We start from the raw sequence: 18,525 nt of genomic DNA, 5'->3' as shown, positions 1-18,525 counted from the left end.
ATAATTCGACATGTTATAGTATAACAATAGAGTCGACGATGAATTTTCTGCCCCGGCCTTTTTTCACTCATGTGGAGTACGGACACTCCTCTATTTGCGGTATTTGTCATGCACAGACGTCAGCTCCTCAACCTGCTCCTGGCCAGCCCTTTGTTTGCTTTGCCGTTCGCCGCCCACGCGACCCAGATCCGCAATGCACGCCTATGGCGTTCGGACGACAAGCTGCGCCTGGTGTTCGACCTTAGCGGCCCAGTGCAATACAAGACCTTCTCCCTGACTGCTCCGGAACGCCTGATCATCGACCTGAGCGGCGCGGGTCTCAGTGGTGACTTTTCTCAACTTGAGCTGAAGAACAGCGGGATCACCTCGATTCGCTCGGGGCATTTCGGCAAGGCGGATACGCGCATCGTGCTCGACCTGGCCGCGCCGATGCAGCTCAACAGCTTTGTATTGCCGCCTCAGGACGGGCAGGGCCATCGCCTGGTGCTGGACCTGACCAGCGCCACCCGTGCACCGCGTCAAATCGCGGCTGAGGCGTTGCCCTTGGTGGCCGCGGTGAACAAGGCGCACCCCAAGCGCGACATTATCGTGGTGGTCGACCCCGGCCACGGCGGCAAAGACCCCGGCGCTGTCGGGTCCAAGGGCCAGCGCGAAAAAGACGTGGTGTTGTCTATCGCCCAACTGCTGGCCAAGCGTTTGAAGCGCGAAAAGGGTTTTGACGTGAAACTGGTGCGTAACGACGACTTCTTTGTGCCGCTGCGCAAGCGCGTGGACATCGCCCGTCAGCACAAGGCCGATATGTTCATCTCGGTGCATGCCGATGCCGCGCCACGGCTCACTGCCTCGGGCGCCTCGGTGTATGCGCTGTCGGAGGGCGGCGCGACCTCGGCCACGGCGCGCTTTATGGCCCAGCGTGAAAACGGCGCGGATTTGCTGGGCGCCACCACGTTGCTCAATCTCAAGGATAAGGACCCGATGCTGGCCGGGGTGATTCTTGATATGTCGATGAACGCCACCATCGCCTCCAGCCTGCAACTGGGCAGCTCGGTGCTGGGGAGCCTGCAAAGCATCACCAGCCTGCATCAGAAGCGTGTGGAACAGGCGGGGTTCGCGGTGCTCAAGTCACCGGATGTGCCGTCGATCCTGGTGGAGACCGGGTTTATCTCCAATGCCCAGGACGCCCAGCGCCTGGTGACGGCGCGCCATCAACAGGCGGTTGCGGATGGCTTGTTCGAAGGCCTGAAAAATTACTTCCAGAAGAACCCGCCGATGAACAGCTACATGGCCTGGGTTCAGGAACAGAAGAATGCCCAGGCCTAACAGCCGGTAATTCGGCTGCACGTGAATTTGGCAGTGGCGCCCCCGGAGCTGGAAAACCGGTTGATCGTGGTCCAGCCCACGCGCCGCGTGTAGCCAACCCATGCTTCTCCATCCGACGCCAAACCGGTAAAGAACGTCAGTTGCCCGTAGCGGCTGTTGGTTTGTGCCCAATAACGTTTCCCGATCACCTCGAAACCACGCAAATACGTGGTGGTGCCCACCGTCGCCACGCTGTAGGCATTGCCCAGGGGGTCCACACAGGCCAACAGGTTGGCGCTGCGCGTGCACTTGGCCAGCAAGCTTGGCGCTTCGGCACAGGCAGGCCCCGCGACTGCCAGTAACAGGGCGCACACCAGGTATTTCATAGGGTGTCTCGGGACTGGGAAGTGTTCAAGCATTGCGCCCTTCGTCGTAACGAGCAAGGGGGATTGGCTTATTTGTATTGTTATACTATAACATAAAAACACAGCCTGACCCGTGAACCGATCCCCATGACCGAACAAGACCTGCTGGCCCAACCGCCCGCCGACTACATGAATGAAGCCCAGCAGGGCTTTTTCCGCGAACTGTTGCTGATTCAGCGCCATGAACTGCAAGCGCGCATCGAGGGCGAATTCCTGGTGCTGCGCGAGCAGGAGCCCAACAGCGACCCTGCCGATGTGGGCAGCGCCGAAGAACAGCGCCAGTGGCAACTGCGCTTGCTGGAGCGGGAAAAGAAGCTCCTCGACAAAATCGACGACGCCCTCGAACTGCTGGCCCGCGGCGAATACGGCTGGTGCCGCGAAACGGGCGAGCCCATCGGCCTGCAACGCCTGCTGCTGCGCCCCACCGCCACCCTGTGTATCGAAGCCAAAGAACGTGAAGAGCTGCGCGAACGCCATAAACGGGCGATTTGACCGGCCAACCCTGATGAGGATTACCTGATGCCCAATCGTCTCCCCGTTACCGTGTTGTCCGGCTTTCTCGGCGCCGGTAAAAGCACGCTGCTCAACTACGTCCTGCGCAACCGCGAAAACCTGCGCGTGGCGGTGATCGTCAACGACATGAGCGAAATCAACATCGACGGCAGCGAGGTGCAGCGTGACGTCACCCTCAACCGTTCCGAAGAAAAACTGGTGGAGATGAGCAACGGCTGTATCTGCTGCACCTTGCGTGAAGACTTGCTCGAAGAAGTCGGAAAACTCGCCAAGGAAGGTCGCTTCGATTACCTGCTGATCGAATCCACCGGGATCTCCGAGCCGTTGCCGGTGGCTGAAACCTTCACCTTCCGTGATGAAAACGAGCAAAGCCTGGCCGATATCGCGCGCCTGGACACCATGGTCACCGTGGTCGACGGCATGAACTTCCTGCTCGACTACCAGGCTGCCGAAAGCCTCGCCTCACGGGGCGAAACCCTGGGAGAGGAGGACGAACGCTCGATCACCGACCTGTTGATCGAGCAGATCGAATTCGCCGACGTGATCCTGATCAGCAAGATCGACCTGATCAGCAGCCATGAGCGCGAGGAACTGATGGCGATCCTTGAACGTCTCAACGCCCAGGCGGAAATCATCCCGATGGTCATGGGCGAAGTGCCGCTGCACAAGATCCTCAACACCGGCCGCTTCGACTTCGAACGCGCCGCGCAGGCGCCGGGCTGGTTGCAGGAGTTGCGGGGTGAACACGTGCCGGAAACCGAAGAGTACGGCATCGCTTCCACGGCCTATCGCGCACGTCGCCCCTTCCACCCGCAACGCTTCTTCGACTTTATCGACCGGCCTTGGGTCAACGGCAAATTGCTGCGTTCCAAGGGCTTTTTCTGGCTGGCCAGCAAGCATCAGGATGCGGGCAGTTGGTCCCAGGCCGGTGGCTTGATGCGCCATGGGTTTGCCGGACGCTGGTGGCGCTTTGTGCCGAAAAGCCAATGGCCCCAGGACGAAGAAAGCGTCGCCGCCATCATGGGCAACTGGCAGCTCAGTACTGGCGACTGCCGTCAGGAACTGGTGTTTATCGGACAAAACATCGACTTTGCGCGGATGCGTGCCGAGTTGGACGCGTGCTTGCTCACCGATGAAGAACTGGCCCTGGGTGTCGAAGGTTGGCGCCTGCTGGCTGATCCGTTTGGTCCCTGGTATGAAGAGGCCGCCTGATGCTGGCACCGCTTATCCCCTTGCGCCCGGTGGTTCGCCAGACCTGTGGTGAAACCCCGCTGGCGCTGTCCGATATTCTCGAAGACGGCGTGAACCTGGCGCTGTGGCAGCGCCAATTGCCGTTGCATATCGCCGAGTTCGGCGCCTTGCTGGTTGCGCTCAATGAGCCGTTGGCCGAGTCCTTGGTGATCGAACTCAACAACGAAGACGCCGAGCCGAACCTGTGCGGTCTGGCGTCCAGCTGCCGCGATCTTGAAGGCTACGAAGGTTTTATCGCCGATGTGTCGTGGCTGGTCAGCGCCTTTGCGTGCCTGCTCGGCGCCAAGCGCATCGGTGTGCGCCTGCGGCTGCTGGATAAAGCCATGTGCCCGCGTTTCCACGTTGACCATGTGCCGGTACGGCTGATCACCACCTATGCCGGCATCGGTAGCCAGTGGTTGCGCGAAGGGGTGATGGACCGACGCAAGCTCAGCCAACCGGACGCCGAACCGCGCCAGCGCATCGAACAGATCCAGTGCGGTGAAGTGGCCCTGCTCAAAGGCACCAAATGGCACGGCAACGAAAACCACGGCCTCATCCATCGCTCCCCGGCGTTGAAAGCGAATGAGCGCCGATTGATTCTGACGCTGGATTGGCTCGCGTAACCGCGTAGGATCAAACCCTCTACACGGTCCGAACGATGGCACCCATGCTGCAGAACATTCCCACCCACGTGATTGCCGGGCCCTTGGGCGCCGGCAAGACCAGCCTGATCAAGCACCTGCTTGCCCAACGTCCGGCCAACGAGCGCTGGGCGGTGTTGATCAACGAGTTCGGCCAGATCGGCCTGGACGCTGCATTGCTGACCCTGGATGACGATGGCATTGCCCTGGGTGAAGTCGCCGGTGGCTGCCTTTGTTGTGTGAATGGCGCACCGTTCCAAGTAGGCCTGGGCCGGTTGCTGCGTAAGGCCAAGCCGGATCGGTTGTTTATCGAACCCTCGGGCCTGGGGCATCCTGCGCAGTTGCTCAAGCAGTTGCGCGAAGCGCCGTGGCAGCAGGTGCTGGCGGTTCAGCCCTGTGTGTTGGTACTGGATGCCCAGGCGCTGGCAGCGGGCAAACCCTTGCCGCCAGCGCAGCAGGAAGCGTTGGCCAGTTCCGGGCTGTTGGTGTTGAACAAGGATGAGGGGTTGGATGCTGCGCAACGCGAGGCCGTCGAACGACAGCTACCCGATCGGAACATTTATTGGACGCAGCAGGCGTACGTGCCACTCGGCAAACTGCCAGGCTTGAATGCGCAGGCTGAAGCGGCTGTGGATAACTTCGTGGTGCCCAAGGGGCTGGCTCAATTGCCGGCTATCTGGAGTGATCCGAGCGTGCCGATTTGCCTGAGCCAGGCCCAGGAGGGCGGTTGGAGTATCGGTTGGCGCTGGCACCCGAGCCAGCAATTCGATTCCGAGCGTCTGCATCTGTGGCTGACATCCCTTGAGTGGCGCCGCGCCAAACTGGTTATCCACAGCCGTGATGGGTGGATCTCGGCCAACGCTGTGGATAACAGCCGGTTCGCCTGGCAACCCAGCGAATGGCGTCGCGACTCACGTATCGAACTGATCTTCAGCGCACCACAGGACGTGGCCGCGTTGCAGATCGCACTGGCCGCCTGCCGTTACTGACGGTTCTTGGTGGCGTGGTCCTGGCGCCATTGGCTCAGCTCGATCACATTGGCGCTGGGCAGTGCTTCCTTGACCTCGAACGGGTAGGGCGCCAGTTCGATCTGCGCACTGTGGGCGCCGAATTGCGTGATGGTCCCGCTGTGACGGGTCTCGCCCGTGACGGTGAACTCGAAATTGTAGATACGCGCCAGACGCCGCCGACCGTTGGCATCCTTCACAAAACCGATGCGCTTCAACGCCACGGCGCCGTCGAGCAATTCGATATCGAGCTTGGCGCAATGCTGCTTGACCCGCGCCAACGCCCGCTCTCGCAGGCCGTGGTTGTGCCATACCCAGGCGGCGCCGGTCGCCAGCAGCATCAACACGAAGATGTTTCCCAGGGTCAGCATGCGAAAAACTCCAACAAAGTGAGAGCAGCTTAACTGTGTCGTCGGTCTGTCGTACAGGCTGCGTTTAGTCGCATACTGCGCGGCCAGAATTTCAATGGCTTTACGGAAATCTCCTGCATGAAACGCACACCTCATCTGCTTGCGATCCAGTCTCATGTGGTCTTTGGCCACGCCGGAAACAGCGCCGCCGTGTTCCCCATGCAGCGGGTCGGGGTGAACGTCTGGCCGCTGAACACGGTGCAGTTCTCCAACCATACCCAGTATGGTCAGTGGGCGGGCGAAGTGCTGGCGCCGCAGCAGATTCCTGCGCTGGTGGAAGGCATTGCCGCCATCGGCGAGCTGGGCAACTGCGATGCGATTCTGTCTGGCTACCTGGGCAGTGCGGATCAGGGCCGCGCGATTCTTACCGGTGTGGCGCGCATCAAGGCCATCAACCCCAAGGCCCTGTACCTGTGCGACCCGGTGATGGGCCATCCGGAAAAGGGCTGCATCGTGCCGCAGGACGTCAGCGATTTCCTGCTGGATGAAGCGGCGGCCATGGCCGACTTCCTGTGCCCCAACCAACTGGAACTGGACAGCTTTGCCGGGCGCAAGCCGCAATCGCTGTTCGACTGCCTGGGCATGGCCAAGGCATTGCTGGCCCGTGGCCCGAAGGCGGTGCTGGTCAAGCACCTGGATTACCCGGGCAAGTTGCCGGATGGTTTCGAGATGCTGCTGGTAACTGCCGAGGGCAGCTGGCACCTGCGTCGGCCGCTGCTGGCGTTCCCGCGCCAGCCGGTGGGCGTGGGCGACCTGACGTCGGGGCTGTTCCTGGCGCGGGTGTTGCTGGGCGACAGCCTGTTGGCGGCTTTTGAGTTCACGGCCGCGGCGGTGCACGAAGTGCTGCTGGAAACCCAGGCCTGCGCCAGTTACGAGCTGGAACTGGTCCGCGCCCAGGACCGCATCGCCCATCCTCGCGTACGTTTCGAGGCGACGCCGATCAGCCTGTAAGTACACAGAACCCAATGTGAGAGGGGGGCAAACCTCCCACATTTTTTGGTTGGACTTACAGCGCGTCAGCCTTGATTTCCTGGTAGCGCTTCTCAAGCTCCTGGCGGATCTGCCGGCGCTGCTGGGCCTGCACGAACCGGCGCTTGTCTTCACTGTTATGGGGTTGCAGCGGTGGCACGGCAGCGGGTTTACGCTGGTCGTCCACGGCCACCATGGTGAAGAAGCAGCTGTTGGTATGACGCACCGAGCGCTCGCGGATGTTCTCGGTCACCACCTTGATGCCCACTTCCATCGACGTATTGCCGGTGTAGTTGACCGACGCAAGGAATGTCACCAGCTCGCCGACATGGATCGGTTCGCGAAAAATCACCTGATCCACCGACAGCGTCACCACATAGCGACCGGCATAACGGCTCGCGCAGGCGTAGGCCACTTCATCGAGGTACTTGAGCAAGGTGCCGCCGTGGACATTGCCTGAGAAGTTGGCCATGTCAGGGGTCATCAATACCGTCATCGACAGCTGGGCGTTTCCGGGTTCCATAGCACACTCACGGGTTGTAGGCATTGGTTGGGTGGCACCTCTGCGGGTGCTGGGATCTTTGCAGCGCCATCCCTTACGGGACGCCGGTGGGCGGCTTGCCGTCACGCGTTCACCGATCTGTTTCCATATATTGCACCGGCTTTCCGGCGGAAGTCGCGGTGTTAACCTTCAAAAGCCCATCTCAGGGCATTTCTTACTATAAAGGCAGACTTTTCCTTCCGCATTTTGCGATTTTTCAAAGGCGCGTGCGGAAGTGGGAAAAGCGCCAGTACCCTCAAGGAGCCCCTCGCCATGCACGCCATCAGCTTTATCCAGGACTTGGCTGTGATCATGCTGGTGGCAGGGGTGGTCACCGTCCTGTTTCACCGCCTCAAGCAACCCGTGGTGCTGGGGTACATCGTCGCCGGCTTCATCATTGGCCCGCACACCCCGCCGTTCGGACTGATCCACGACGAAGACACCATCAAGACCCTCGCCGAACTGGGGGTGATCTTCCTGATGTTCTGCCTGGGCCTGGAGTTCAGCCTGCGCAAGCTGTTCAAGGTGGGGGCCACGGCGTTTATCGCGGCCTTCCTGGAAATCATCCTGATGATCTGGATCGGCTACGAGATTGGCCGCTGGTTCGACTGGAACACCATGGACTCGCTGTTCCTCGGCGCGATCCTGGCGATTTCCTCCACCACCATCATCGTGAAGGCACTCAATGACCTGAAGATGAAAAACCAGCGCTTCGCCCAACTTATTTTTGGCGTGCTGATTGTGGAAGACATCCTTGGCATCGGCATCATCGCCTTGCTCTCGAGCATCGCCGTCAGCGGTACGGTGAGCTCCGGCGAGGTGTTCTCCACGGTCGGCAAGCTCTCGCTGTTCATGATCGTCGCGTTGGTCATCGGTATTTTGCTGGTGCCGCGCCTGTTGGCCTACGTGGCCAAATTCGAAAGCAACGAAATGCTGCTGATCACCGTACTGGGCCTGTGTTTCGGTTTCTGCCTGCTGGTGGTCAAGCTGGAGTACAGCATGGTGCTGGGGGCGTTTCTGATCGGCGCGATCATGGCCGAATCCCGGCAATTGGTTAAGATCGAGCGCCTGATCGAGCCGGTTCGCGACATGTTCAGCGCGATCTTCTTCGTGGCGATCGGCTTGATGATCGACCCGCAGATCCTCCTGCAATACGCCTGGCCGATCGCGGTGATCACCGTGGCCGTGGTGCTGGGCAAGATGCTGTCCTGCGGCCTGGGTGCCTTTATCGCCGGCAATGATGGTCGTACCTCACTGCGGGTAGGCATGGGGCTGTCACAAATTGGCGAGTTTTCCTTCATTATCGCCGCGCTGGGCATGACCTTGCAGGTGACCAGCGACTTCCTGTATCCGGTGGCGGTGGCCGTTTCGGCGATCACTACGCTGCTCACGCCGTACCTGATTCGCGGCGCCGACCCTTTGTCATTGAAGATCGCCGCCGTGATGCCCAAGCGTATGAGCCGGGTGTTTGGCATGTACGGCGAATGGTTACGCAGTATTCAGCCGCAAGGCGAGGGCGCCATGCTGGCGTCGATGATCCGCAAGATCATCCTGCAGGTGGGCGTGAACCTGGCGCTGGTGATCGCGATTTTCTTCGCCGGAAGCTTTTTCGCGGTGCGCATTGGTGGGTACCTGGAAGGTTGGATCAGTGATCCAAGCTGGCAGAAGGCGTTGATCTGGGGTGGGGCATTGCTGTTGTCGCTGCCGTTCCTGATTGCGGCGTACCGCAAGCTCAAGGCGCTGTCGATGTTGCTGGCGGAGATGAGCGTGAAGCCGGAAATGGCCGGGCGACATACCCAGCGGGTGCGACGGGTGATTGCGGAGCTGATCCCGATTTTGTCGCTGCTGGTGATCTTTGTGCTATTGGCAGCCTTGTCGGCCAGTATTCTGCCGACCAACAAGTTGCTGGTACTGATTGCCGTGGTCACGGCGGCGGTGGCGGCCGTGCTCTGGCGATGGTTCATCCGTGTGCATACGCGGATGCAGGTCGCCTTGCTGGAGACGCTGGATAACCATAAGGATACGCCGGAACACTAGTGGGGGCCGCTATGCGGCCCGGCGCGGGACAAGCCCGCTCACCACCGCAAGCCCGTTCGCCACGGGGGTCAGGTCTCAGCTTTCCAGCCAGACGTCCCGCGCCCAGTGCCACACCGATTCCCAGGTCTCTTCGGTGACGAGTTCTTCTTCGCCGGACCACAGCACCACGGTGCCGTCTTCTTCGACGCAGTAGTAATCGTCACCGTCCTGGCAGATCGGGATCATGCTGCGGTCAACACCGGCATCCCAGGCGTTGGCAGCCACGTCCGGCAGGTAGGTGTGGGATTGCGGGTCGGTGACGGTCACCGGCTCCAGGCTGCCGTACACCACATCGCTGACGGTCAGCAGGAATTCACGAAAGACAAACGGGATGTCGATGAACAGCTGTTCCTCGATTTCCACCAGTTGATCTTCGTCAGGCAACTCCAGAGGAACCGGAACCGGTTCATTGGCTTCACGCAATTGTTCGATGATTTCTTCCACGGCCGGGATCCTCTTGCTGATGGCGCGGTTTATAGGGGCGTTTTATACAGTAGCTCGCCATAAGTGCAACCGTGAAATAGAAAACCCCGGACAGGTCCGGGGTTTTGTTACGGCTTGCTCAAGCGCGTGGGTATCAGCCGTTCTGGCGGATACCGGCGACCAGCCATGGCTGGTTGTCGCCTTGGGCACGTTCCATGTTCCAGCTTTCGCTGAACACTTCACCCTGGTCGAAACGCGAAGTCTTCGACACGCCACTGAAGGTCAACGTTGCGATGGTCTTGTCGGCGCGATCATCCACACCTTCCAGTTGCACGTGCAGGTCGTCGATATAGGTCGACTGGAAGCCGTCGCCCAGGTCGGCGCGTTCGCGCTTGAGGAACTCCAGCAGTTGCGGGGTCACGAACTCGGAGATCTTGTCCATTTCGTTGGCGTCCCAGTGCTGCTGCAGGGACTGGAAGTGGCTGCGGGCCGCTTCGACGAAACGCTCTTCGTTGAACCACGCCGGTGCGTTGATCACCGGGCGGGCTGCGGCAGGCGCTGCCGAACCACCGAAGATCGAACCCATGGCTGGCTTCTGCTCGAACACTTCACGCTGCATCGGCGCGCCGGCCGGAGCCATTTGCTCCTGCTGCTTGCGGCGACGGGCGGCGATGAAACGGAAGACCAGGAAGGCGATGACCGCCATGATCAGGATGTCGAAGATCTGCATGCCCTGGAAGCCGCCGCCCATGAACATGGAAGCGAGCAGGCCACCGGCCGCGATACCGGCCAGAGGGCCCAACCAGCGCGAAGCACCGCCGGCCTTGGCAGCGGCGCCGGCAGCCCCGGCTGCGCCTGCGGTAGCGGCAGCACCGCCGGCACCGGCGGATGGAGCCATTTGGCTGGTCTGGTGAGTCGGCGCCGCGCCCGAGCTTTTGCCGCCACCGAAGCGTTTGGCGTTGGCGTCGAGGCTCATCGTCAGGCCGATGCACAACGCCATGGCGATGCTAAGAAAACGTTTCATAAAGGGAATTCCCATTTGTGGATTGCACGCGCGCCATGTTGCACAGGTGTAGTGACAGTGGCTAGCGACATAATGTTTCGGGCTTTTGCGTAAGACCGAATCAGAATGGTCTGTAGGACGTATTACAGATATTGGCCCGCGCTCGTTAAAAACAAGGGCGGGCCAATAACCTTCATGTTGGCAAATGTTTCAGACCGCTTCGAGCTTCGCGTAGCCCATCATCAGCCATTTGCTGCCTTCGGCGAAGTTCACCTGCACCCGTGCCTGGGCTCCGGCGCCTTCGAAGTTGAGGATCACGCCTTCGCCGAAGATCGCATGCCTGACCTGCTGGCCCAGGCTGAATGGGGTTTCCGGAATCTCGGAACCGGCGAACATGTTGCTGGAGTTCTGCTGCTGGCCCCCGCCGAACGGGCGGCTGACGCTGTTGGACAGGCGCACTTCCTGGATCAGTCCCTTCGGCACTTCACGTACGAAGCGCGATACCTTGTTGTAGGTCTCGCTGCCGTACAGGCGTCGGGTCTCGGCGTAGGTCATCACCAGGTTCTGCATTGCGCGGGTGATGCCCACATAGGCCAGGCGGCGTTCCTCTTCAAGACGGCCGGGCTCTTCCAGGCTCATCTTGTGGGGGAACAGGCCTTCTTCCATGCCCACCAGGAACACATACGGAAACTCCAGGCCCTTGGCGCTGTGCAAGGTCATCAACTGGATGCTGTCTTCATGCTCATCGGCCTGAGTATCGCCGGCCTCCAGGGACGCATGGCCGAGGAAGGCGGCGAGCGGAGTCAGCTCTTCGTCTTCCTCGGTGTTTTCGAACGCGCGGGCGGCGCTGACCAGTTCCTCGAGGTTTTCTACCCGGGCCTGGCCTTTCTCGCCTTTTTCCGCTTCGTGATAGGCAATCAGCCCGGATTGCTCGATCACCGTCTGGGTCATCAGGTGCAGGGGCATTTCCGAACACTTGGCCGCGAGGTTCTCGATCAACTCGACAAACACCCCTAGCGCCCCGGCAGCACGCCCCGTCAGGCCTTTATTGGCAATGAGCAGGCGCATGGACTCCCACATCGACACATCGGCATGGCGCGCGTGGTCGCGAATCGCCTCGACGGTTTTCTCGCCGATGCCACGGGCCGGGATATTGATCACCCGCTCCAGTGCCGCGTCGTTGCCACGGCCTTCGAGCAAACGCAGGTATGCCATGGCGTTCTTGATTTCCGCACGCTCGAAGAAGCGCTGGCCGCCATAAATGCGGTACGGGATGCGCTCGCGCAGCAAGGCTTCTTCCAGCACCCGCGATTGGGCGTTGGAACGGTACAGAATCGCAATATCGCTACGGGCAAGGCCGGTTTTCAGCGCGCTTTCGATGGTTTCCACCACGTAGCGCGCTTCATCGTGCTCGTTGAACGCGGCATACAGGTTGATCGCCTCGCCTTCGCCGCCGTCGGTCCACAGCTCTTTGCCCAGGCGCCCGGTGTTGTTGGCGATCAAGGCGTTGGCGGCCTTGAGGATGCCGGCGGTGGAGCGGTAGTTCTGCTCCAGGCGGATGGTGACCGCGTCCGGGAAGTCCTCGGAATACTGGTAGATGTTCTCGATTTTCGCGCCACGCCAGCCGTAGATCGACTGGTCGTCGTCGCCCACCACCATCAGGCTGTCGCCGCCCTTGGCCAGCAGACGCAACCAGGCGTACTGCACGGCGTTGGTGTCCTGGAACTCGTCCACCAGAATGTGACGGAAGCGTTTCTGGTAATGGGCCAGCAAACCCGGATTGTCGCGCCACAGGTCGAGGGCGCGCAGCAGCAGCTCGGAGAAGTCGATAACGCCAGCGCGGGCGCAGGCCGCCTCGTAGGCTTCATAAATGCTGCGCATGGTGGCCAGGAACAAATCGCCGCTGGCCTGGATGTGCTGCGGGCGCAGGCCTTCGTCTTTCTGGCCGTTGATAAACCACTGGGCCTGGCGCGCCGGCCAGCGCTGCTCGTCGAGGCCCAGCTCACGGATCACGCGCTTGACCAGGCGTTGCTGGTCATCGCTGTCGAGGATCTGGAAGGTCTGGGCCAGGCCCGCTTCCTGCCAGTGTGCCCGCAACAGGCGGTGCGCCAGGCCGTGGAAGGTGCCCACCCACATACCGGCCGGGCTGATGCCCATCAACTGCTCGATGCGGTGGCGCATCTCGGCAGCGGCCTTGTTGGTGAAAGTCACCGACAGGATCGAATGCGGGGACGCGTTCTCGACCTGGATCAACCAGGCGATACGGTGCACCAGCACTCGGGTTTTACCGGAGCCAGCACCGGCCAGGACCAACTGACGGCCAACGGGGGCCGCTACGGCCTGGCGTTGGGCATCGTTGAGGGAGTTCAGCAAAAGAGAGAGATCATCGCGCATCGGCGCATTCTATGGGCCTAAGGGGGCTCGGGCAAATCCCAATGCCGGGTGGTCGACGCAAAACGTCTCGCGTGGTCCCGGCCGGGCAAACATTCTGGCAGGGCTGATGACCGGTAAGTCATGGGCCACAGCCCGCGCCGTGCCTCGCTCAAGGGGTCTGGCCCCAAGGTTTGCGGCTGTTCACAGGGTGACTTTTATGATCTGGAGCAGTTTGGCCCAAGCGCTTGCTTGTGTATGCTCCGTCGACGTTTCGGGCTCACCATTATAAGAACACTGCCTATGACTCTCAGCACCGACCTGCTCGGCCCCTCGGCGGCGCCCGCGCAGGTTATCCGCAAACATTACGCTACCGAGATGGCGGTCGAGCGCACACGCCTGCTCTATCAGGGCTCGTTGCTGCCCACCTTATTAATGCTGGTCAACGGCCTGGTCTGCGCCTGGCTGCTGTGGAACCCCAGGCAATACCTGCTGGACAGCGTCTGGCTGGTGTGGCTGCTGGCCCTGGTGGCGATGCGTGTGATCCAGGTGGCGGCCTTTGATTCGGCCATGCCCAGCCGTCAGGCCCAACCCATCTGGCGGCGCATGTTCATGCTGGGTTCGGCGGTCAGCGGACTGACCCTGGCCACCGCAGCCATCGCCCTGGTGCCGGTGGACAGCTTCATGCAGCAGGCCTGGGTGTTCGGCCTGATCGGTGCGGCGACGCTGTCAGCCAGCGTCGCCTATGCAGTGAGCTTTCCGGCGTTCCTGTCCTTTGCCTTGCCGTGCCTGGTGCCGGCGATTGTCTATCTGTTCTGGAATGGCGCCCCGCAGCAACAGGGCTGGGGTGTGCTCGGCCTGATCCTGCTGGCGTCCCTGAGCGTGGTGGCGTGGCAGGTCAACCGCCTGATCCAGCGCGGGCTGCTGCGGCGTTTCCAGAACCAGGCATTGATCGAGCATCTGCAGCAGGCGCAGCAGCGCAGCGAGCAGCTGAATCAGGATCTGGTGCGCGAAGTCGAGCAGCGGCGTCAGGTTGAGCAGGAACTACGTGAGGCGCAGATCGGCCTGCAGGACCGCGTGGCACAACGCAGCCAGGAACTGGACGCCGCCAGCCTGGCCCTGAATAAAAGCGAGGCGCGCCTGGCCATGGCCCTGCAAGCCAGTGAGCTGGGCCTGTGGGACTGGAACCTGCAAACCGATGAGGTTCATCACACCCAGCTCAAAGAGCTGTTCGGCCTCGAGCCCGAGTACGTCACGGCCATGCTCGGCCACCTCAAGCCGCGCCTGCACCCCGACGACCTGCCGCTGCTCAAGCGGGCGCTGGTGGAGCACCTTAAAGGGCGCACTGAGGATTACCAGGTGGAATACCGCGTGCGCCATGGCGATGGTCACTGGGTATGGATCGAAGACCGTGGTCGCGCCGTAGAGCGCGCGCCGAGCGGGCGAGTGATTCGAATGCTCGGCACACGCCGCGACGTCAGCGCCGGCAAAGCCCTGGAGGAGCAACAGCGACTGGCCTCGACCGTGTTCGAGGCGGCCAGCGAAGGCATTGTGATCCTTGATCCGGACTACAAATTAATCGCCGTCAATCAGGCTTTCAGCCGTGTCACTGGCTTTGAGATCGATGACATGCTCGGTCGCAACGTCGTCGAGCTGCCCAGCAGTCGTGATGCGCGGCGCCACTTCCCGGTGATCCGCCAAGCGCTGCTCACGCATGGGACCTGGCAGGGCGAATTGGTAGAAACGCGTAAGAATGGCGAACTGTACCCGCAATGGCTGCAACTGAACGTGGTGCGCGATGTTCGCGGAAAAGTCAGTCATATCGTGGGCTTCTTCGCCGATCTATCGGCGCGGCGCGAATCCGAGGAGCGCATGCGCTACCTCACCCACTACGATGAGTTGACCGGCCTGGCCAACCGCTCGCTGTTCCGCGAACGGCTGCGCGAGGCCCATCAGCGTGTACGCCAGGGCGGGCGCAGCCTGGCGTTGCTGCATATCAACCTCGACCGCTTCAAGTTGCTCAATGACAGCCTGGGCCATGAAGTGGCCGACCAGTTGCTGCAAAAAATGGCCCGTCGGTTGATCAATGCCTTGCCCGAGGCTGACACCATCGCGCGTTTGTCCGGCGATGAGTTCGCCGTGCTGTTCGACGCCTACGGCAACCTGTCGAGCCTGGCGCGGGTGGCCACACGGCTGCTGGCCAAACTGCGGGTGCCGGTGACGGTGGAAGGGCATGAGTTGGTGGTGAGTGCGTCGATGGGTATCAGCCTGTTGCCGGATAACGCGCGGGAAATTTCCGCGCTGGTCAGTCAATCGAACATGGCCATGCAGCACGCCAAGCACTTGGGCGGCAATAACTTCCAGTTCTACACCGACAGCCTGCAAGCCAGCACCCTGGAGCGTTTGCAGCTGGAAAACCATCTGCGCAAAGCCATCGATGAGCGCCAGCTCACGGTGTTCTACCAGCCGAAACTGTGCCTGGCCACCGGCAAGCTGAACGCTGCCGAAGCGTTGATCCGCTGGGAACATCCGCAATGGGGCATGGTGCCGCCAGGCGACTTTATCGGCCTGGCCGAAGAAACGGGCCTGATCGTACCGCTGGGCGAATTCGTGCTGCGCGAGGCCTGCTGGCAAGCCTGTGAGTGGCAGCGCCAGGGGCTGGCACCGATCCGCGTGTCGGTGAACCTCTCGGTGCACCAGTTGCGCCAGGGCAAGCTGGTCAGCCTGGTGCGCCAGGTACTGGAAGAAACCGGCCTGGACCCGCAATACCTCGAACTGGAACTGACCGAGAGCCAGTTGCTCGACAGTGTTGAACACATCATCGCGACCTTCCAGCAACTGCGCGACCTGGGCGTGAAGCTGGCCATCGACGACTTTGGCACCGGCTATTCATCCCTCAGTTACCTCAAGCGTATCCCTGTGGATTACGTAAAGATCGACCAGACCTTTATCCGCGGCCTCGGTCAGGGGCGGGAAGACGCCGCCATTACCCGAGCGATCATTGCGATGGCGCACGGACTGGCGCTCAAAGTGGTGGCCGAAGGCGTGGAAGATCAGCAGCAGCTGGATTTCCTGCGTACAGAACGATGCGATGAGGTGCAGGGCTACCTGATCAGTCGGCCGATGGAGGCCGAAGGGCTGGCAGATTTGTTACGCAACAATGCAGATTTTCCCTGAAGACAGTCCGTACGCCCCTATGGCTACAAGGCAGCTGCCCGCTGATTCAAAGGGCATCAGGGCGATTTAGTGATGCATCGGGCGGGCAAAACGGCAATTCTTGTAGTATAACTACAAGCTTGCTACATCCCTGGCCCTGCCAATAACAAGAGTCCTGCCCTTTGAACCTGTTGCAACATATCGCCCAGTCGCGCCACCTGTTACGCAAATCGGAACTCAAGGTTGCCGATCACGTGCTGCTTGACCCTGCGGCCGTGATGCACAGTTCCATGGCCGACCTTGCCCACAGCGTGGGCATCAGCGAGCCGACTATCGTGCGCTTCTGCCGCGCCATCGGTTGCTCCGGGTTCCAGGACTTGAAGCTCAAGCTGGCCCAGAGCCTGGCCGCCGGCGCGAGCTTCGGCCAGTTTGCGATTCACGAAGACGATTCCGTCGCCGACTACAGCCTGAAAATCTTCGACACCACCTTGCACACGCTCATGGAGGTGCGCGAGAAGCTTGACCCGGTAGAGCTGCAAAAGGCCGTGACCGCCATGTCCCAGGCCCAGCGTGTGGAGTTCTATGGTTTCGGCGCGTCCGGTGCGGTGGCGGCAGACGCCCAGCACAAATTTTTCCGCCTGCTGCTGACCGCAGCGGCCTACAGCGACCCGCACATGCAGGCGATGTCGGCGGTGACCTTGAAACCGACCGACGTGGCGATCTGCATTTCCCAGTCGGGCCGCTCCAAAGACCTGCTGATCACCGCCAACCTGGTGCGTGAAAGCGGTGCGACATTGATTACCTTGTGCCCGAGCCAGACGCCGTTGGCGGAGCTGTCCACGGTCAACCTGGCGATCGATGTGCACGAAGACACCGAGATCTACACCCCGCTGACGTCGCGTATCGCTCACCTGGTGGTGATCGACGTGCTGGCGATGGGCGTTGCCATGGCGCGGGGCCCGAGCCTGGTCAACCACCTCAAGAGCGTCAAGCGCAGCTTGCGCAGCCTGCGGTTGTCGCCCAAGTCCGTCAAAGCCCTCGACGACTGATCCAGGGCCATACACGCTCAAAATGTGGGAGGGGGCTTGCTCCCGATAGCAGTGGGTCAGTCCAAGAGAAATCGGCTGATGTACCGTAATCGGGAGCAAGCCCCCTCCCACATTTGGATTGTTTATCTATTCGGAAGATTCATCGTCCTGTAACCCCCGCGCCGTTAAACCGTCATCGCTACAACCCATCCTGTACTCCCCGTACTCGCATTGGGAGACTCCAAATGGCCCGGCCCTACGAAGACAGCAACAGCTCCGTCAAGACCCGTCGTCAACAGGAAGACCAGCGCCGCATGGCGTTCCGTCGCGCAATCGAAGACCGCTGCGACCAGCGCCAGCTGCAGCAGAGCATCAGTGACTACCCGGAACTCCACTGGCAGGCACCCGCGGCTGCCCAGCGAAACGTTCAGCCAACGCGCTGATCTGCACCCGTTCGCTGCGGATAAAGCCCAGGAACGCATGGGCCACCGGTGACAGGCGCTTGGCCTTGGCCTGCACCAGGCACCAGCTGCGGTACAGCGGCAGTTCTTCCACCGGCAGCTCCTTGAGCCCGCCGGTGGCCAGTTCCATATTGACCGCATGGCGCGTCAGCAAGGCCACGCCCAGGCCGGCGCATACGCATTCACGTTGCGCCTCGGCCGAGGCCACTTCCACCGTCTGGGTGAAGTGCACGCGTTTCTCCTTGAAATACTCCTCGCAGGCCAGTCGCGTGCCCGAGCCCGGTTCGCGCAGCAACAGCGTGTAGGGTTCCAGGTCCTGCAAACGCAACGGCCCTTGCAGGCTCAAGGGGTGATCAGGTGGCGCCACGGCCACGATCGGATTGTTGAGGAACGGCAGGAATTCCAGGCCCATGTCCTGGGGCACCATGGACATGATCACCAGGTCGTCGCGGTTGTCGGAGAGGCGGCGGATCACCTGGGCGCGGTTGACCACGGTCAGGTGCAGTTGCACCTCGGGATGCTGGCGTTTGAACGCGGCAAACAGGTGCGGCACGAAGTACTTGGCGCTGGATTCAATCGCGAGCTTTAGCTGGCCCTGCAACGAACCCTGCATGTCCGACAGCTGCATATCGAGGTTTTCCAGGCGCCCGAAAATATCCCGGCTGGCCCGTTGCAGGGCTTCGGCAGCCTCGGTCATGTAGAGCTTCTTGCCGACATAATCGAACAGCGGCTGGCCGACCAGCTCTTCGAGCTGGCGAATTTGCAGGCTCACGGCCGGTTGGGTGAGAGACATTTCCTCGGCCGCGCGGCTGTAAGAGCGCAAGTCGCACACTTCATTGAAGATCTGCAATTGACGCAATGTCATACGCATCAGCGACTTACGCATTATTTAAATCCTCTCGTCCCAGGTCGACCGGCCAACTATAAGTCTTTACTTATGAGCGACCCAATAATTATTGATTTTTGTTAA

17 protein-coding genes are annotated in these 18,525 nt (G+C 61.1%); 10 read left to right on the top strand and 7 right to left on the bottom strand.

Annotated features, from left to right (window positions below):
• Positions 1-108: 108 nt before the first annotated feature.
• A complete protein-coding gene (locus F6S08_RS00635; RefSeq protein WP_315871150.1) occupies positions 109-1,320 on the top strand; it encodes an N-acetylmuramoyl-L-alanine amidase in 1,212 nt (403 codons plus the stop codon).
• Here F6S08_RS00635 and F6S08_RS00630 read toward each other — a convergent pair.
• Entirely contained in the window at positions 1,317-1,685 is a 369-nt protein-coding gene (locus F6S08_RS00630) for a glutamine synthetase (protein ID WP_065926777.1), read from the bottom strand. The genes F6S08_RS00635 and F6S08_RS00630 overlap by 4 nt on opposite strands.
• Positions 1,686-1,811: 126 nt before the next feature.
• Between F6S08_RS00630 and dksA the strand changes: the two genes are divergently transcribed.
• Genes dksA through F6S08_RS00610 form a run of 4 tightly spaced genes read left to right on the top strand, consistent with a single transcriptional unit; the run spans position 1,812 to position 5,100 of the window.
• Positions 1,812-2,216 (top strand): RNA polymerase-binding protein DksA, encoded by a 405-nt coding sequence (dksA, locus tag F6S08_RS00625; protein WP_315871149.1) that lies wholly within the window; start codon positions 1,812-1,814, stop codon positions 2,214-2,216.
• Positions 2,217-2,243: 27 nt separating this feature from the next.
• Positions 2,244-3,449: a zinc metallochaperone GTPase ZigA gene (zigA, locus tag F6S08_RS00620; RefSeq protein WP_065926775.1), complete on the top strand. Its 1,206-nt coding sequence runs from the start codon at positions 2,244-2,246 to the stop codon at positions 3,447-3,449.
• A complete protein-coding gene (locus F6S08_RS00615) occupies positions 3,449-4,093 on the top strand; it encodes a DUF1826 domain-containing protein (protein ID WP_137211737.1) in 645 nt (214 codons plus the stop codon). The genes zigA and F6S08_RS00615 overlap by 1 nt, the downstream gene beginning before the upstream one ends.
• Before the next feature lie 44 nt (positions 4,094-4,137).
• Positions 4,138-5,100, top strand: coding sequence for a CobW family GTP-binding protein (locus tag F6S08_RS00610; RefSeq protein WP_065926773.1), 963 nt, complete (start codon positions 4,138-4,140; stop codon positions 5,098-5,100).
• Here F6S08_RS00610 and F6S08_RS00605 read toward each other — a convergent pair.
• A complete protein-coding gene (locus tag F6S08_RS00605) occupies positions 5,094-5,489 on the bottom strand; it encodes a DUF3301 domain-containing protein (protein WP_065926772.1) in 396 nt (131 codons plus the stop codon). The genes F6S08_RS00610 and F6S08_RS00605 overlap by 7 nt on opposite strands.
• A gap of 117 nt (positions 5,490-5,606) precedes the next feature.
• Here F6S08_RS00605 and pdxY point away from each other — a divergent pair, with 117 nt between their 5' ends.
• Entirely contained in the window at positions 5,607-6,479 is an 873-nt protein-coding gene (pdxY, locus tag F6S08_RS00600; protein ID WP_065926771.1) for a pyridoxal kinase PdxY, read from the top strand.
• Between the two features lie 55 nt (positions 6,480-6,534).
• Here the strand turns inward: pdxY and F6S08_RS00595 are convergent, their stop codons facing one another.
• Complete coding sequence (locus tag F6S08_RS00595) at positions 6,535-7,020, bottom strand: acyl-CoA thioesterase (protein WP_003177014.1); 486 nt, start codon at positions 7,018-7,020, stop codon at positions 6,535-6,537.
• Between the two features lie 291 nt (positions 7,021-7,311).
• Between F6S08_RS00595 and F6S08_RS00590 the strand changes: the two genes are divergently transcribed.
• Positions 7,312-9,075, top strand: a complete 1,764-nt coding sequence (locus tag F6S08_RS00590; protein WP_053127534.1) for a cation:proton antiporter — start codon at positions 7,312-7,314, stop codon at positions 9,073-9,075.
• A 75-nt stretch (positions 9,076-9,150) separates the two neighbouring features.
• On the opposite strand, the gene F6S08_RS00585 is transcribed toward F6S08_RS00590, so the two are convergent.
• From F6S08_RS00585 to uvrD, 3 genes are all read right to left on the bottom strand, one after another.
• Positions 9,151-9,558, bottom strand: a complete 408-nt coding sequence (locus tag F6S08_RS00585; RefSeq protein ID WP_017739032.1) for an SMI1/KNR4 family protein — start codon at positions 9,556-9,558, stop codon at positions 9,151-9,153.
• 133 nt (positions 9,559-9,691) lie between these two features.
• On the bottom strand, positions 9,692-10,561 hold the full coding sequence (locus F6S08_RS00580; RefSeq protein WP_074848015.1) for a Tim44 domain-containing protein: 870 nt from the start codon (positions 10,559-10,561) through the stop codon (positions 9,692-9,694).
• 189 nt (positions 10,562-10,750) lie between these two features.
• Positions 10,751-12,934: a DNA helicase II gene (uvrD, locus tag F6S08_RS00575; RefSeq protein ID WP_065926768.1), complete on the bottom strand. Its 2,184-nt coding sequence runs from the start codon at positions 12,932-12,934 to the stop codon at positions 10,751-10,753.
• Positions 12,935-13,213: 279 nt separating this feature from the next.
• Between uvrD and F6S08_RS00570 the strand changes: the two genes are divergently transcribed.
• The 3 genes from F6S08_RS00570 to F6S08_RS00560 all read left to right on the top strand — a co-directional run bounded on the left by F6S08_RS00570 (position 13,214) and on the right by F6S08_RS00560 (position 17,537).
• Entirely contained in the window at positions 13,214-16,087 is a 2,874-nt protein-coding gene (locus F6S08_RS00570; protein ID WP_065946480.1) for an EAL domain-containing protein, read from the top strand.
• A gap of 161 nt (positions 16,088-16,248) precedes the next feature.
• Positions 16,249-17,115 carry a transcriptional regulator HexR gene (hexR, locus tag F6S08_RS00565; RefSeq protein WP_010168370.1) on the top strand — a complete coding sequence of 289 codons (867 nt, stop codon included), beginning with the start codon at positions 16,249-16,251 and terminating at the stop codon, positions 17,113-17,115.
• Positions 17,116-17,339: 224 nt separating this feature from the next.
• Positions 17,340-17,537 (top strand): PA3496 family putative envelope integrity protein, encoded by a 198-nt coding sequence (locus F6S08_RS00560; protein WP_074848013.1) that lies wholly within the window; start codon positions 17,340-17,342, stop codon positions 17,535-17,537.
• On the opposite strand, the gene F6S08_RS00555 is transcribed toward F6S08_RS00560, so the two are convergent.
• The gene (locus F6S08_RS00555) at positions 17,467-18,441 is read right to left on the bottom strand and encodes a LysR family transcriptional regulator (protein WP_027608220.1); all 975 of its coding nucleotides are present in this window, start codon (positions 18,439-18,441) and stop codon (positions 17,467-17,469) included. The genes F6S08_RS00560 and F6S08_RS00555 overlap by 71 nt on opposite strands.
• Between the last annotated feature and the right edge of the window lie 84 nt (positions 18,442-18,525).

The organism is Pseudomonas sp. JV449 (genome assembly GCF_032424295.1).
GTDB classification, from domain to species: domain Bacteria; phylum Pseudomonadota; class Gammaproteobacteria; order Pseudomonadales; family Pseudomonadaceae; genus Aquipseudomonas; species Aquipseudomonas marginalis.
Note: the sequence above shows the minus strand (reverse complement) of the source record. Positions and strands in the feature narration are given on the sequence as shown.

What these genes read in the sequence shown, in the direction of transcription:
- F6S08_RS00635 (WP_315871150.1), top strand. Translation starts at nt 109, where the DNA reads ATGCACAGACGTCAGCTCCTCAACCTGCTCCTGGCCAGCCCTTTGTTT.
- F6S08_RS00630 (WP_065926777.1), bottom strand. Translation starts at nt 1,685, where the DNA reads ATGAAATACCTGGTGTGCGCCCTGTTACTGGCAGTCGCGGGGCCTGCC.
- dksA (WP_315871149.1), top strand. Translation starts at nt 1,812, where the DNA reads ATGACCGAACAAGACCTGCTGGCCCAACCGCCCGCCGACTACATGAAT.
- zigA (WP_065926775.1), top strand. Translation starts at nt 2,244, where the DNA reads ATGCCCAATCGTCTCCCCGTTACCGTGTTGTCCGGCTTTCTCGGCGCC.
- F6S08_RS00615 (WP_137211737.1), top strand. Translation starts at nt 3,449, where the DNA reads ATGCTGGCACCGCTTATCCCCTTGCGCCCGGTGGTTCGCCAGACCTGT.
- F6S08_RS00610 (WP_065926773.1), top strand. Translation starts at nt 4,138, where the DNA reads ATGCTGCAGAACATTCCCACCCACGTGATTGCCGGGCCCTTGGGCGCC.
- F6S08_RS00605 (WP_065926772.1), bottom strand. Translation starts at nt 5,489, where the DNA reads ATGCTGACCCTGGGAAACATCTTCGTGTTGATGCTGCTGGCGACCGGC.
- pdxY (WP_065926771.1), top strand. Translation starts at nt 5,607, where the DNA reads ATGAAACGCACACCTCATCTGCTTGCGATCCAGTCTCATGTGGTCTTT.
- F6S08_RS00595 (WP_003177014.1), bottom strand. Translation starts at nt 7,020, where the DNA reads ATGGAACCCGGAAACGCCCAGCTGTCGATGACGGTATTGATGACCCCT.
- F6S08_RS00590 (WP_053127534.1), top strand. Translation starts at nt 7,312, where the DNA reads ATGCACGCCATCAGCTTTATCCAGGACTTGGCTGTGATCATGCTGGTG.
- F6S08_RS00580 (WP_074848015.1), bottom strand. Translation starts at nt 10,561, where the DNA reads ATGAAACGTTTTCTTAGCATCGCCATGGCGTTGTGCATCGGCCTGACG.
- uvrD (WP_065926768.1), bottom strand. Translation starts at nt 12,934, where the DNA reads ATGCGCGATGATCTCTCTCTTTTGCTGAACTCCCTCAACGATGCCCAA.
- F6S08_RS00570 (WP_065946480.1), top strand. Translation starts at nt 13,214, where the DNA reads ATGACTCTCAGCACCGACCTGCTCGGCCCCTCGGCGGCGCCCGCGCAG.
- F6S08_RS00560 (WP_074848013.1), top strand. Translation starts at nt 17,340, where the DNA reads ATGGCCCGGCCCTACGAAGACAGCAACAGCTCCGTCAAGACCCGTCGT.
- F6S08_RS00555 (WP_027608220.1), bottom strand. Translation starts at nt 18,441, where the DNA reads ATGCGTAAGTCGCTGATGCGTATGACATTGCGTCAATTGCAGATCTTC.